Below are 14,925 nucleotides of genomic sequence, written 5' to 3' on the forward strand. Positions count from 1 at the left end.
AGCTTCCCTTTATATAAATTATCTTTACGACAGTTTTAATGCGCTATTCAATAATGATTCTTGCTGTTGTACATGCAACCCTGGATAACCACAAGCAGGTGCAGCTGACGCTTCACGACCCGCATAAGTTAATTGAGCGCCTGCTGGAATATTAGCCCAGAAGTGATGCTGACTACAGTACCACGCACCTTGGTTTTGAGGCTCTTCCTGACACCAAACAAAATCAGTAACATGTTGATATGTTTCTAATGCTGCACGCATTTCCACATCAGGGAACGGATACAACTGCTCAACACGAATGATTGCAATGTTAGTGATGTTTTCTTTACGGCGTCTTTCGAGTAACTCGAAGTATACCTTACCGCTACAGAACACCACGCGATCTACTTTGCTTGCATCTAAGGTATCAATCTCACCAATGATATTTTGGAAAGTCCCTTCGGCAAGCTCTTGCATGCTAGACACAGCTAATGGGTGACGTAACAATGATTTTGGTGACATCACTACCAATGGACGACGCATTGGGCGCACCACTTGGCGACGCAGCATATGATAAACCTGTGCAGGTGTTGATGGAACACACACTTGCATATTGTGGTTTGCACATAACTGTAAGAAACGCTCTAAACGGGCACTTGAATGCTCAGGACCTTGACCTTCATAGCCATGTGGTAACAACATAGTTAGACCACATAAACGGCCCCACTTTTGCTCACCAGATGATAAGAATTGGTCAATCACAACTTGGGCACAGTTAACGAAATCACCAAATTGGGCTTCCCAAATGGTTAATCCGCCTGGCTCAGCAGTCGCATAGCCGTATTCAAATGCTAATACTGAAGCTTCTGATAATACTGAGTCAGTAATATCTATCGGTGCTTGCTCTTCAGCAATATTACGCAACGGCATGTAGGTAGAGGCATCTTTTTGGTTATGCAATACCGCATGACGGTGGAAGAAAGTACCACGGCCAGAATCTTGACCTGTAATTCGCACGCGTTTTTTGTCTTCAAGAATTGAAGCATAGGCTAAGGTTTCAGCAAAACCCCAGTCGAGTAACTTCTCGCCTTTAGCCATTAATACACGGTCACCGTAAATCTTTTCAACACGTGATTGTAATTTATGGCTTTCTGGCACATCAACTAACTTATTGGCTAAGTTTTGTAGACGCTCCATTGACATTGCTGCGGCGTAATCTTCATCCCATTCGCGATTCAAATACGGTGTCCAGTCAACAGTATGTAGCGTCATCGGGCGCCACTCTTTCACCACACAATCACCCGCATCGAGTGCATCACGGTAATGGTTGATTAAGCCTGTTACTTCATCTGCTGGAATGCTGTTTTCAGCAATCAGCTTGTCAGCATATATTTTACGTGGCGTTGGGTGCTTTTTGATTTTGGCATACATGAGAGGCTGTGTTGCACTAGGCTCATCCGCTTCGTTATGGCCATGACGGCGATAACAAACTAAATCAATTACAACATCACGTTTAAACTCGTTACGGTAATCAACCGCTAATTGCGAAATAAACGCAACCGCTTCTGGATCATCTGAGTTTACATGGAATATAGGTGCCTGAACCATTTTAGCAATGTCAGTACAGTATTCAGTTGAACGCACATCAGCATGGTTTGAAGTAGTAAAACCAACTTGGTTATTCACTACGATGCGGATGCTGCCACCCACTTTGAAACCACGGGTTTGAGACATGTTAAATGTCTCTTGTACGATACCCTGACCTGTAATTGCCGAGTCACCATGAATAGTGATAGGCATGACTTGTAAGCCATCTTTACAGCCGCGACGGTCTTGACGCGCACGAACTGAACCAATCACCACTGGGTTAACAATTTCTAAGTGAGATGGGTTAAAGGCTAACGCTAAGTGAACATTGCCACCTGGCGTTTCAAAATCTGATGAGAAACCTTGATGATATTTAACATCACCTGAACCATGAGTATCAGCGTGTTTGCCAGCAAACTCATCGAATAACTCACTAGGACGTTTACCTAGTACGTTAATCAGCAAGTTTAAACGACCACGGTGAGCCATGCCCACAACGATTTCTTTAGTGCCGGCTTCTCCTGCGCGATAAATAATTTCACGCATCATAGGAACCAGTGCATCACCACCTTCTAACGAGAAACGTTTTGCACCTGGGAATTTAGCACCAAGATATTTTTCAATACCTTCTGCGGCATTCAGGCCTTCGAGAATACGTCTCTTAACTGCTGGGCTGTAGTTAGCTTTGCCTAAGGTTGGCTCTAGACGTTGTTGGATCCAACGTTTTTCGTCTGTGTCAGTGATGTGCATATATTCCGCACCGATAGAGCCACAGTAGCTGCTCTTAAGGGCTGAAATAATATCCGCAAGCTTCATGGTTTCACCGCCTAAGGCGAATGAACCGGTATTAAACTCACGCTGCATATCTTCTGCCGTTAAGCCATGATAAGCAGGATCTAATTCCTGAACTTCATCACGCTTCCACAATCCTAATGGATCGAGTTTAGCATTTTGGTGACCACGGAAACGGTGAGCATTAATTAATTGAAGAACTTTAACCTGTTTTGCATCTAACTCAGGGTCGCTTACGCGAGCAGCGCCTTTAGCACGACTTTCTAATGCTAAACTACGGAAATAGTCACGAACTTTAGAGTGGGCAGCCTCCGGTGCATCTTTAGAGACACCGTTAACAGGAGGGAGGTTATCAAAAACAAGCTGCCAATCAGCAGAAACTGATTGCGGATCTTCTTGATAGGCTTCATACATCTCTTCTACATAGGTCGCGTTCGATCCACTTAAGTGAGACGACTCGAGCCAGGCTTTCATGATGCCTTGGTGCATTGTTATTCCTTTCAAACTTGATACACGTGCTAGCCATAATGCATAACAGTGAATGTCATTGCTATGCTTAACTTTCTATCTCTGCCAAAGACTTGTACTAAATAACGAATCTCACAAACTCATGACAAAGGTAATCCATAAACACACAAAAGAGCCATCTCCTACTAAGCAGATGGCTCTCAAAAAGAGCTAATTAACCAGGTTAAAAGGCTCTTCTATGTTCATTAAACAGCTCGCTTCAGTAGCATTGACTTGATATGGCCAATGGCTTTAGTTGGGTTTAATCCTTTAGGACAAACATCAACACAGTTCATGATACCGTGACAACGGAACACACTGTAAGCATCGTCAAGCTCAGATAAACGCTCTTCAGTAGCGGTATCACGGCTGTCGATTAGGAAGCGATAAGCATGTAATAAACCACTTGGTCCGATAAACTTATCTGGGTTCCACCAGAAAGACGGACAAGCAGTAGAACAACATGCACACATGATACATTCATATAAACCATCTAAGTGCTCGCGCTCTTCAGGTGATTGTAAATGTTCACGTGCTGGTGTTTTTTCATCATTGATCAAGAAAGGTTTGATTTTCTCATACTGTTTATAGAATTGAGTTAAATCAACCACAAGATCACGTACTACTGGCATGCCAGGTAACGGACGAATTTCAAGCTTTTTACCCTTGAAGGTAGAAACAGGCGTAATACACGCTAAACCATTTTTACCGTTCATGTTGATACCGTCACTACCACACACACCTTCACGGCATGAACGACGGAACGCTAACGTTGGGTCTTGTTCTTTAAGCTTAATTAATGCATCTAACACCATCATATCCGTGCCATCTTGCACTTCAAGGGTGTAATCCTTCATGTATGGCTTAGTATCTACATCAGGATTATAACGATACACTGCAAATGTTAATTTCATCTTTGCAACTCCTGCTTAGTAAGTACGTTTCTTCGGAGGGAAGGCTTCACGTAACTTAGGCGCCATATTCACATCACGTTTGGTCATTGATGTATCAGCTGGGTCAAACAAACTGTGACATAACCAGTTGTCATCATCACGCTCTAAGAAGTCTTCACGAGAATGCGCACCACGACTTTCTGTACGGAAGTTAGCAGCATAAGCTGTTGCTAACGCAGTAGCCATAAGGTTATCTAGCTCTAAACATTCAATACGTTGAGTGTTGAACTCTCTTGAGTTATCAGAAAGTTTGGCATTATCTAAACGTTTTTGAATTGCTTGAAGCTGCTCTAAACCTTCAGCCATTGCATCACCAGTACGGAATACAGAGAAGTTTAGTTGCATACAAAGTTGTAAATCTTTACGAATTACCGCTGGATCTTCACCGTCTTTGTTACTTTCCCAGCGATTTAAACGCGCTAGTGAAGCATCAATGTTTGCGGTTGAAGCATCTTTAGGATCAGCAGTTGCATCAAGTGCTTTACCTAAATGTTGACCTGCTGCACGTCCAAATACGACTAAGTCTAATAGTGAGTTACCACCTAGACGGTTAGCACCGTGAACAGATACACAAGCGATTTCACCAACAGCGAATAAACCAACGACTTCAGACTCAGTGCCGTCTTTATCCATACGAATAACTTGGCCGCTCACTTTAGTCGGTAAGCCACCCATCATGTAGTGACAAGTCGGTAATACTGGAATTGGGCCATCAGCCGGATCAATGTGCGCAAACGTGCGTGATAATTCACAAACACCTGGTAAACGCGCTTCTAGAGTTTCTTTGCCTAGGTGATCCAGTTTTAGTAAACAGTGTGGACCTAGAGGACCATCAAGACCGCGGCCTTCACGAATTTCAGTCATCATTGAACGTGCTACCACGTCACGAGATGCTAAATCTTTCGCGTTAGGCGCATAACGTTCCATGAAACGCTCGCCATCTTTATTTAATAAGTATCCGCCTTCACCACGACAACCTTCAGTAACAAGAACACCTGCGCCAGCAATACCCGTTGGGTGGAACTGCCACATTTCCATGTCTTGTAATTGAACGCCAGCACGTGCTGCCATACCCACGCCATCACCCGTGTTGATATGTGCGTTAGTGGTTGAAGCGTAAATACGCCCTGCACCACCGGTAGCCAAAATCGTTGCTTTAGCTTTGAAATAAACGATTTCACCGGTTTCGATTTCGATTGCAGTACAACCAACAATCACGCCGTCATCGTTTTTAACTAGGTCTAATGCATACCACTCAGAAAACACTTGAGTTTTATGCTTAACGTTTTGTTGATATAAACAGTGTAGCAATGCGTGACCGGTACGGTCAGCTGCTGCTGCTGTACGTGCCGCTTGCTCGCCACCAAAGTTTCTTGATTGGCCACCAAATGGACGTTGATAAATTGTGCCGTTTTCAAAACGAGAAAATGGTAAACCCATGTGCTCGAGTTCGATAATGGCTTCAGGACCGGTTTGACACATAAATTCGATAGCGTCTTGGTCACCGATAAAATCAGAACCTTTAACCGTATCGTACATGTGCTGTTCCCAGTGATCTTCATGCGCGTTACCTAACGCAACAGTGATACCACCTTGCGCAGATACAGTATGAGAACGTGTTGGGAAAACCTTTGATAAAAGCGCACAGCTTTTACCTTCTTTAGAAATCTGTAATGCTGCTCGCATACCAGCGCCACCGGCACCAATAACGATTGCATCAAATTCGCGTACTGGAATACTCACTTATACACCCCACACTATTACGATGCCGGCCGCTAAATAACTGAATGCGGTCACAACAAAGGTAAACTGTAATACACCACGTAACGACGTGCATTTAACATAGTCAGTTAATACTTGCCACACACCAATCCATGCATGGACTAGCAAAGCAACTAAAGCTAACAAGGTAAATACTTTCATTGGCAATGTGCTAAATAAGCCGTGCCAAATTTCGAAAGTTAGTGGAGAACTACACGCGATAAATCCAACCAAGAAGATTGTATAACAAGCTAGGATCACCGCACTGGCGCGTAGTAAAATAAAGTCATGGACACCGCTGCGTCCAAAACTTGCTGCGTTAGTTACCATACCCAAATCCCCGCTATGATTGAAAAGGCTGCTGCTAAAGCAAATGTCACTTTAGCTGAAGCGATACCTGAAGCTAATTCTTCCCAACGACCTGTATCCATAATCAAGTGACGGATGCCACCTAATAAATGATAACCAAGTGCGGTTAGAATGCCCCAAAGGATGAACTTCATTACGAAACCATCAAACAAGGATTGTACGCTAGCGAAGCCTTCAGCAGAGGTTAAAGTAGAATTTAACAACCACAAAAGAATACCAATAGCGAATAGCATGATGACACCGGAAATGCGGTGTAGGATTGACGCGATAGCTGTCGCAGGGAAGCGTATCGTCTGCAGGTCTAGATGGACAGGTCTTTGCTTTTTCACGTTCTGCTCACTCAGCTCCATTGAGCATTATTTTTGTTATGTATTTCTTTTTTGCTTAAGACATCAACGCCAAAAAAGTGTTAACAACATGTTTAAGCAAAAAACAAACTACTATCAAACACCTAACTAATTGAGAAATCACTAATTTAGATTGTAAAATAATCATTTCGAAAGTGTGATGTCTGTCGCCCTTAAGGACGCAGGCAAGTATACTCGCGAGAATTGTCAAATACAAACATCACATTATGCAAATTATGTTTTTTTATGATTTTTTTATTCTAAAGCGCGCTGCACAAGGCTTTTAACAGGGTATATACCATGGTCTAACAAATTTAAACGCTTATTTAAATTGATCTACTATCCCGATCCACTGTAAAGTAATGTCCGCTTAACATGCCGCACTCATATAAAGAATGACGTAAGGAGAACGGGGTATGGCTGATAATATAGCCAAATTAGAGTTACCAGGTAACGATTCAATCGACTTACCAATTAAGAAAGGTACTGAAGGGTTTGATGTAATCGACATCAGTACATTGGGAAAAAAAGGCTATTTCACTTTTGATCCAGGCTTTCTAGCAACAGCATCTTGTGAGTCTGCAATCACATATATCGATGGTGACCAAGGTATTTTATTACACCGTGGCTATCCAATTGATCAACTTGCAACTGAATCAAGTTATTTAGACTTATGCTACTTGCTACTTTACGGAGAATTGCCGTCTAAAGCTGATTTCGACAAATTCGAAACCACAGTGAAAGAACACACTATGGTTCACGAGCAAATCGCATTCTTCTTCCGAGGTTTCCGTCGTGACGCTCACCCAATGGCTATGCTATGTGGTGTGACAGGTGCACTTTCTGCTTTCTATCAAGATTCTCTTGATGTGAACAATCCAAAGCATCGTGAAATTGCTGCTTACCGTTTGGTTTCTAAAATGCCAACAATTGCAGCCATGTGTTACAAGTACTCAATGGGTCAACCCTTTGTGTATCCACGTAACGAATTAAGCTATGCGGGTAACTTCTTATCTATGATGTTCGCAACACCATGCGAAGAGTATAAAGTTAACCCAGTAGTTGAACGTGCAATGGATCGTATCTTCGTTCTTCACGCAGATCATGAACAAAATGCTTCAACGTCAACAGTACGTTTAGCAGGTTCTTCTGGTGCTAACCCATTTGCGTGTATCGCAGCGGGTATCGCATCATTATGGGGCCCGGCTCACGGCGGCGCTAACGAAGCTTGTCTTGCCATGCTTGAAGAGATTGGTTCTGTGGATCGTATCCCTGAATTTATCGAGAAAGCGAAAGACAAGAATGACCCATTCCGTTTAATGGGCTTCGGACATCGCGTTTACAAAAACTTCGACCCTCGCGCGAAAGTTATGCGTGAAACGTGTCATGAAGTATTAAAAGAACTTAAAGTGGTTGATCCATTACTAGATGTAGCAATGGAACTTGAGCGTATTGCGCTTGAAGATGAATACTTTATCTCTAAGAAGCTTTACCCGAACGTTGACTTCTACTCTGGCCTAATCATGAAAGCCATTGGTATCCCTAATGATATGTTCACAGTGCTATTCGCATTGTCACGTACCGTTGGTTGGATTTCACACTGGAAAGAAATGTTAGATCAACCAGGCCACAAAATTAGCCGTCCTCGTCAGTTATATACTGGTGAATCAGCGCGTAATTTTGTTAGCTTAGATAAGCGTTAATCATTTATCGTTTATTGTGAGAAAGCGCCCTAGGGCGCTTTTTTTATGTCATCTCATATTGCTGCAACAAAATTTATCTATGCATTTTCAATGCACTAACAGAACAACATCAGTCTATTTCAAATAATTTGGCCATTCTTTGGATCTGTTTTAGCGGTACATGATGTTTATTTCGTTGTGAACATAACACTTGATGTGCACTCGATTTAGGATCGCCTACCAAGACAACTTTTACCCGATAGCCAAGCGCGACAGCAGCCGTTTTATAAGCCAGATATTCCCAATGGCAGACATTGGTATTATCGCAAATCACCACAGGCTCTGAGAGTGCTAACGCCTCAATAAATAAACTGAGATTAAGTTGATGGTTTTGTGACAACTTATTTACGTCAAATCGATATTCACCATCGATATAAAAAAGATTATCAGTTGAATAATAGCCATATTGCTTAATCTGCGTTGCCATGGGTAACGGCTGCGATTGTATGAACTGATCTACCCAGTAGGATTTTCCGCTACCGGGTAAACCACGCATAATAATGGCTAATTTATGATCATGTTGATATTGATTTACGCCACTCATGATGCAATTGGTTCGCTACCCAGAGTTTTACCATTAAGAATATCGTCAACCAGTTGCGGTACAATATCCCCCGCCCGACCAGTAAAGTGATATTGAAATTGGCTATGTCTGTCTGGCGCAACTAAATTGACCTCTACCGTTTGTGCTCCGTGGTGATTGGCGCTATCAACAAATCCCGCGGCAGGATAAACCGTGCCTGATGTGCCAATGGCAATAAATAAATCACAATGGTCAAGTGCGTCGTGAATACGGTCCATACCAAAAGGCATCTCGCCAAACCACACAATATGAGGTCTTAAGCGCATTGCAGGAATACAACAAGTACAGCAATTATCTGGCCCAAAGGGCTCACGAAGAACAAAGGTTTGCAACGACTTAGGGCAGCGTCCTTTAGATAATTCGCCATGCATATGCAGTAAACGTCTTGAGCCTGCTCTTTCATGCAGATCATCCACGTTTTGAGTGATAACTAATAGATTACCGTCAAATTCAGCTTCTAATTTTGCTAAGGCAATATGTGCCAGATTTTCACTGACTTCATCAGAATACAGCTGTTGCCAGCGATTATTATAAAAGCGTTCAACCAATTCGATATCTTTAGCATAACCCTCTGGTGTGGCAACATCTTCAATATGATGTTGCTCCCATAATCCATTTTGATCACGAAAAGTACGAATACCTGATTCTGCAGAAATGCCTGCGCCGGTTAACACGACAATATTCCGGTACATGGTGCTTCCTTTTTATTATTGGCTGGTACTGATTAGTCAAAAATCATAGCCGGATTCAAGTAATAAGCTACACTAGCAAAATCTAGGATTAAACCGCAATGGATAGCTGAGCTAATCCTATCATTTCACTCATTCTCACGCCTAAGGTGCTCTCTTAGTGGAAACCTTGGGCGTACCGCAAGCATTTTTGTTGCTAATAACTCAGTGTCGCAAGCGCCTGAATATATCGCAATAATCCCTTAGTATAAGTAAGTTTATTGTCACAATAATGCTGTATTTTATTGCCGCGAGGACAATTTTTATATTAATGACCAGATTAAACCACTTAGAGGTTTAAGTTTTCATATTCAACACATATAATGATTTCATTATCCACGGACGAACCGATTGGTTCTGCAATCAAGAGATTAGCAATGACAGATGGAAATCAAGCCCTTAAGAAAGCCGGTTTAAAAATTACCCTGCCGCGAGTAAAAATTCTTGAGCTAATGCAAAATCCTGAAAACCAGCACATTAGCGCTGAAGACTTATACAAGAAATTGTTAGAAGTGGGTGAAGAAATTGGCTTAGCCACTGTATACCGTGTTCTTAACCAATTTGATGATGCAGGTATTCTTAATCGTCATCATTTTGAATCGGGTAAAGCTGTTTTTGAAATGTCGACGCAAAAACATCATGATCATTTAGTTTGTTTAACTTGTGATAAAGTTATCGAGTTTTCTGATGAAGTGATTGAACGTCGTCAAGATGAAATCGCCATGCGTCATAATATCAAATTGACTCATCACAGCTTGTATCTATACGGTCATTGCACCAACGATACCTGTGATCACGCAGACGAATAAATCGTTTAAAAAACCAGCTGAGATGCTGGTTTTTTTATTGTGTGAACAAACTCAATTCAATTAAAACTCGCGCTGATAGACATGCACTTTATGGCCTAAATATTCACTTTGGTCAAACAGAGACATACCCACTTTTTTAGCCACGCCTTCAGACCCTTGATTACCATGTAAAATCAGCGCAATAAATAAATCAATATTAAACTTTGGTTGAAAAGTATCGACTGCAGCTTGTGCCGCTTCATAGCCAATGCCCTTACCCCAATATTCCGGGAAATATCGATATCCTAGCTCGACCTTATTAAACTCTGGTAAATATTTAGGGCCACAAAATCCAATGACTTTATTATCAGCTTTATGATGCACAGCCCAGCGACCAAAACCATGCTTTGCATAATCTGCGAGGATCACATTATGATAAATATCCGCAGCTTGAGACTCTTCAGTAAAAGGCTCCATAGGAATATAAGTCAGCATTTCGGGCAAACTGTTCATCAAAAACAGTGCAGGAATGTCTTCTTCGGTAAAAGGCCTAAGAATAAGCCTATTGGTTTCAGTAATTTTTTCAGTTGCAAATTGACTGTTATCAACCATGATTGTGTTTCCAATTAATCCATTATCGACAAAATCATGTTAACACAAAGTCAATATGTTCAAAGTTGAAATTAAGCTATTTTGTTGATTTTATTAAGAAGTCGCATCAATTCAGCCTGCTCGTCTGAGGTTAATAACGCTAAGTATTGATCATTAACCCACTCTGCTTCATGCACTAAATCGTGCTCTAATGCTTTACCATCATCGGTGAGAAAGATTTGAAATGCGCGACGATTATCAGCCTCTTGATGGCGGGTAATCAGCCCCTGAACTTGTAATTGGTCAAGCAAGCGGGTCATGGTGTAGTTGGCTACATCACAGCGTTTAGATAATTCTGTCTGACTTAAGCCCTCTTCCTGCCAGAGGGTAAACAGCACAGGCCAAAGTTTGATATCTAATTCGTAGCGTTTCAAGCGTGTGTCCAACGCTTGCTGCAAGGTCAGATTAAGGTGTGATACCAAATAATTTAAACTCTCAAAACGTTTCATTGATACCTCCTCATTACATCAATTAATATGTTACTGACTTGAGTCTAGATTACTAGGTTCAACATCATATTCAAGTCAGACAATATTAATAGCATACGCTAGAAACCGCTTATTTAGTCAAAAGATAAATACTCATTAATATAGCGATAATAACAAGCGCGGTTTAAGCTACCCACTAATCCTTTGTTAAAATTAACAAAAATACCTGTATCTTCCACTATAACAGCTGTTTTTGTGACCTGAATTTTTGTATCCAAGCTCGTCTTAAAACAAAACCCAGCATCATTTTCTTCAACATCAACCAATAACAAGGGCCATGAATCAACTGCGACTCTTACCTTTTCAACCGGTGTAATCAAAAAATATTCATCGTTGATTTTATGCAGAATGTGACTGAACATGCGGGCAAACTTTGTTGGTAATGGACTGTTTAGGTAAAGCCAGCTGCCGTCAGATAAAATACGAAACAACACCTGTTCACTGCACAATTTTACCCCTGATTGCTGGGTAAATTGTGCAATTGAATTTGTGGCGTTGATATCCTTATCTGTCATGTATTGTTTTAGCCTAATGATTATTCAACAACATCAACAGTGCTTCAATTGGATGTTTAGGACTAAATTTAGCAAAGCGCTTAACTTGGCTACGACATGAGTACCCCGATACTAAAATCTGTTCCTTTTCGGCTATTTTCTCGATACTTGATTGCCATGACATTTCAAATAAGGCTTTGGAACGGTCTAGATTTTCAAGTTCATGACCATATGTTCCAGCCATGCCACAGCAACCTAAATTCAAACTGGTCACTTTAGCCCCGAAATGGTTAAAAATGCTTTGCCATTCTTTGGCGGTATTGGGTTTGGCGGTGGATTCAGTGCAATGACTAAACCAAGTAAACTCAGCAGGCACATCCTTGATGATTTTTGGATAATGCTCAATGGCATCAACTAACCATTCATTTGCCAATTTCACTTCAAAATTACCGCGTTTTTGTCCTAAGGCTTCTTTATATTCATCCCGATAGCAAAGCACTAATGCTGGGTCTAACCCCACCATTGGCATGCCTAGCGAGTGCAGTTTATTTAAAAAATCGGCACTGTTTTGGGCTGTTTTAGCAAATTTAGTTAAGAAGCCTTTAATGTGGCTTGGCTTACCATTTGGCTTGAAAGGTAATAATACCGGTTTAAAGCCAAGCTTCTCAATTAATTGAATAAAGCGATACACAATATCGGCATCATAGAATGAATTGAAGGGATCTTGAACGACCAACACATATTGATTTCTATCCGCTTCGGCTATGGCATATAAATCATCTAATTCATAACCACGACTTGGATGACCATCTAAGCGTTGTTTCAATGTTGGCACTGAAAGCTTAGGCGAATCAACATAGCCAATTGTCTTTTTGATAATCCACTGACTCACAGGGTTTTGCGATGCAAAGTTAGTCACTTTTGGCATTGATGCCATCAATGGCAGTGAATCTTCAATTCCAGCCACTAAGTAATCTTTTGCAGGACGTAAGTAGCGTTTGTAATAAATATCAAAAAATTGCGCTCGAAACTTTGGTACGTCAACTTTTACAGGGCATTGACTTGAACAGGCTTTACAAGCCAAACAGCCTTTTAATGACGCCATGACCTCATGGGAATAATCATAGTCCCGTTTGGCATTAAGGGTATTTTGTGCCCTTTGTAACAAGCTGGAAGATTTAGATGCAGCTAATTCATTAATATCTACGCCCTCTGCTTCAAGTAACCTTAACCATTCACGCATTAAACCGGCGCGCCCTTTAGGTGACTGAATCCGATCGCCAGTCACTTTAAATGAGGGACACATTGGTGAATATGCACTGTAGTTAAAGCATAAACCGTTACCATTACAGTTCATGACATCAGGAAAAGCATCACGCACTTGAATTGGAATTTGACGATCAAAACTACCACGCTTGGCACTGTCGACGTTAAACATTAACGGTGCCGATTTTGGCGGCGCGACTAATTTCCCTGGATTTAAGCGATTATCGGGGTCAAACAAACCTTTAATTTGTTCAAGCACACCATAAAGTTCATCACCAAAAACCGCGGGGCCGTATTCACCTCGCACACCTTTACCGTGCTCGCCCCACATTAAACCACCATATTTTAGTGTTAATGCGGCAACCTCATCAGAAATGACTTTAAGCAATTTTTCATCTGCTTCGTCACACATATCTAGTGCTGGACGTACATGTAGCACACCAGCATCAACATGACCAAACATGCCATATTGTAATTGATGACCATCTAACAGCGCTCGAAACTCCATAATAAAGTCGGCTAAGTTTTCAGGTGGTACCGCGGTATCTTCTGCAAAAGCGATAGGTTTACGTCGACCTTTAGTCGCGCCCAATAGCCCAACCGCTTTTTTACGCATCGCATAAATTTGCTCAATACTGGGTTTATCGCTAGTAATTTGAAAACCGACTAAACCATATAGTTGATCATTTAATTGCTGGGTTAATACCGTTTCTAAGTTGGCTACTTTTGCTTTAACTTCAGTATCATCTCCGGCAAATTCCACCATGTTTAAGCCTTCTATGACCTTATTAGGTACATCTTGAATTAAATCAGCCACTGAATGCCAGATAATGTCTTGTTTGGCTAAATTAAGCACTTTTGAGTCGACGGTTTCTACAACGGTGGCTTTGGCTTCAACTAACGATGGTGCATGGCGTAAAGCTGACTCAAACGAATCATACTTAATGTTCACCATCATTCGGGTTTTAGGCAGTGGCGTAATGTTCAGTTTCGCCTCAGTGATCACGGCCAAAGTACCTTCAGACCCTGTCAGAATTCGTGATACATCGAACTGAGTTAAGTCGTCATTCCAAACATGCTTTAAATCGTATCCGGTTAAGAAACGATTTAATTTGGGGAAGCGGCTTTCAATTAATCCGCGCTTGTCTAGGCACACATCGGAAATAGCGGCAATAATAGTATCAGCTAGCGAGTTTTCGGTTGGAGAGGCATGTACGGCATCTTTATTTATTGGCCTTGAAGTTAATACACTGCCATCAATCAATACACTAGTAAGCCCTAAAACATGATCTGAGGTTTTGCCATAGACTAATGAGCCCGCCCCAGATGCATCAGTATTGATCATCCCGCCGACAGTCGCTCTATTTGATGTTGATAAATCTGGACTAAAGAAAAACCCGTGGGGCCGCAAAGCATCATTAAGTGCATCCTTAACCACACCCGCTTGTACTTTTACCCAGCCTTCTGTGGCGTTCACTTCGATAACTTTATTCATGTGACGTGACACATCGAGTATCAGACCGTGTGTTAAAGATTGGCCGTTAGTCCCCGTTCCACCACCGCGGGCGCTGAAGGTCACAGCTTTAAACTCAGGCTTTGAAGCTAAACGTAATACCAGTTCAACATCTTTTTGACTTGCTGGATAAATTACCGCCTGAGGTAAGAATTGATACACTGAGTTATCAGTGGCTTGGATAAGTCTGGCACTATAACGCTTGTCAATTTCACCATTAAAATCACTTTGTGCTAACGCCTCTAAATACGTTAAATAAATCGGTTCTAATGTTTGTTTGTGTGAGAGTAAAGGTAGCATGGCAGACTTATTATTAATTTTGAGTTACCGCCATTATAAACAAAAAAAAGCCGCTAAAAAGCGGCTTTTTTAACAAG

General features: G+C 41.6%; 13 protein-coding genes. 2 read left to right on the forward strand and 11 right to left on the reverse strand.

The annotated features are described in order from the left end of the window. Positions 1–24: 24 nt before the first annotated feature. From sucA to sdhC, 5 genes are all read right to left on the reverse strand, one after another. Complete coding sequence (gene sucA, locus IEY03_RS03245; RefSeq protein WP_188839884.1) at positions 25–2,847, reverse strand: 2-oxoglutarate dehydrogenase E1 component; 2,823 nt, start codon at positions 2,845–2,847, stop codon at positions 25–27. A gap of 224 nt (positions 2,848–3,071) precedes the next feature. Then, positions 3,072–3,779 carry a succinate dehydrogenase iron-sulfur subunit gene (locus tag IEY03_RS03250; protein ID WP_188839885.1) on the reverse strand — a complete coding sequence of 236 codons (708 nt, stop codon included), beginning with the start codon at positions 3,777–3,779 and terminating at the stop codon, positions 3,072–3,074. Between the two features lie 15 nt (positions 3,780–3,794). Beyond that, on the reverse strand, positions 3,795–5,561 hold the full coding sequence (gene sdhA / locus IEY03_RS03255; RefSeq protein ID WP_188839886.1) for a succinate dehydrogenase flavoprotein subunit: 1,767 nt from the start codon (positions 5,559–5,561) through the stop codon (positions 3,795–3,797). Beyond that, positions 5,562–5,909 (reverse strand): succinate dehydrogenase, hydrophobic membrane anchor protein, encoded by a 348-nt coding sequence (gene sdhD, locus IEY03_RS03260; RefSeq protein ID WP_188839887.1) that lies wholly within the window; start codon positions 5,907–5,909, stop codon positions 5,562–5,564. Continuing rightward, on the reverse strand, positions 5,903–6,298 hold the full coding sequence (gene sdhC, locus IEY03_RS03265; protein ID WP_188839888.1) for a succinate dehydrogenase cytochrome b556 subunit: 396 nt from the start codon (positions 6,296–6,298) through the stop codon (positions 5,903–5,905). The genes sdhD and sdhC overlap by 7 nt, the downstream gene beginning before the upstream one ends. Positions 6,299–6,711: 413 nt before the next feature. Between sdhC and IEY03_RS03270 the strand changes: the two genes are divergently transcribed. Next, the gene (locus IEY03_RS03270; RefSeq protein ID WP_188839889.1) at positions 6,712–7,998 is read left to right on the forward strand and encodes a citrate synthase; all 1,287 of its coding nucleotides are present in this window, start codon (positions 6,712–6,714) and stop codon (positions 7,996–7,998) included. Positions 7,999–8,107: 109 nt separating this feature from the next. On the opposite strand, the gene IEY03_RS03275 is transcribed toward IEY03_RS03270, so the two are convergent. Together IEY03_RS03275 and cobB are read right to left on the reverse strand one after the other, a co-directional pair. Further along, positions 8,108–8,581, reverse strand: coding sequence for an AAA family ATPase (locus IEY03_RS03275; protein ID WP_188839890.1), 474 nt, complete (start codon positions 8,579–8,581; stop codon positions 8,108–8,110). Then, entirely contained in the window at positions 8,578–9,312 is a 735-nt protein-coding gene (gene cobB / locus IEY03_RS03280; RefSeq protein WP_188839891.1) for a Sir2 family NAD+-dependent deacetylase, read from the reverse strand. The genes IEY03_RS03275 and cobB overlap by 4 nt, the downstream gene beginning before the upstream one ends. 413 nt (positions 9,313–9,725) lie before the next feature. Between cobB and fur the strand changes: the two genes are divergently transcribed. After that, positions 9,726–10,157 (forward strand): ferric iron uptake transcriptional regulator, encoded by a 432-nt coding sequence (gene fur / locus IEY03_RS03285; protein WP_188839892.1) that lies wholly within the window; start codon positions 9,726–9,728, stop codon positions 10,155–10,157. A 60-nt stretch (positions 10,158–10,217) separates the two neighbouring features. Here the strand turns inward: fur and IEY03_RS03290 are convergent, their stop codons facing one another. The 4 genes from IEY03_RS03290 to ydiJ form a co-directional block, all read right to left on the reverse strand. Next, entirely contained in the window at positions 10,218–10,748 is a 531-nt protein-coding gene (locus IEY03_RS03290; RefSeq protein ID WP_188839893.1) for a GNAT family N-acetyltransferase, read from the reverse strand. Between the two features lie 71 nt (positions 10,749–10,819). Next, positions 10,820–11,236: a MarR family winged helix-turn-helix transcriptional regulator gene (locus IEY03_RS03295; RefSeq protein ID WP_188839894.1), complete on the reverse strand. Its 417-nt coding sequence runs from the start codon at positions 11,234–11,236 to the stop codon at positions 10,820–10,822. 113 nt (positions 11,237–11,349) lie between these two features. Beyond that, positions 11,350–11,790, reverse strand: coding sequence for a DUF1285 domain-containing protein (locus IEY03_RS03300; RefSeq protein ID WP_188839895.1), 441 nt, complete (start codon positions 11,788–11,790; stop codon positions 11,350–11,352). A gap of 13 nt (positions 11,791–11,803) precedes the next feature. Further along, positions 11,804–14,848: a D-2-hydroxyglutarate dehydrogenase YdiJ gene (gene ydiJ / locus IEY03_RS03305; RefSeq protein ID WP_188839896.1), complete on the reverse strand. Its 3,045-nt coding sequence runs from the start codon at positions 14,846–14,848 to the stop codon at positions 11,804–11,806. Between the last annotated feature and the right edge of the window lie 77 nt (positions 14,849–14,925).

This window comes from Shewanella aestuarii (genome assembly GCF_014647215.1).
In the GTDB taxonomy this organism is placed as follows: Bacteria; Pseudomonadota; Gammaproteobacteria; order Enterobacterales; family Shewanellaceae; genus Shewanella; species Shewanella aestuarii.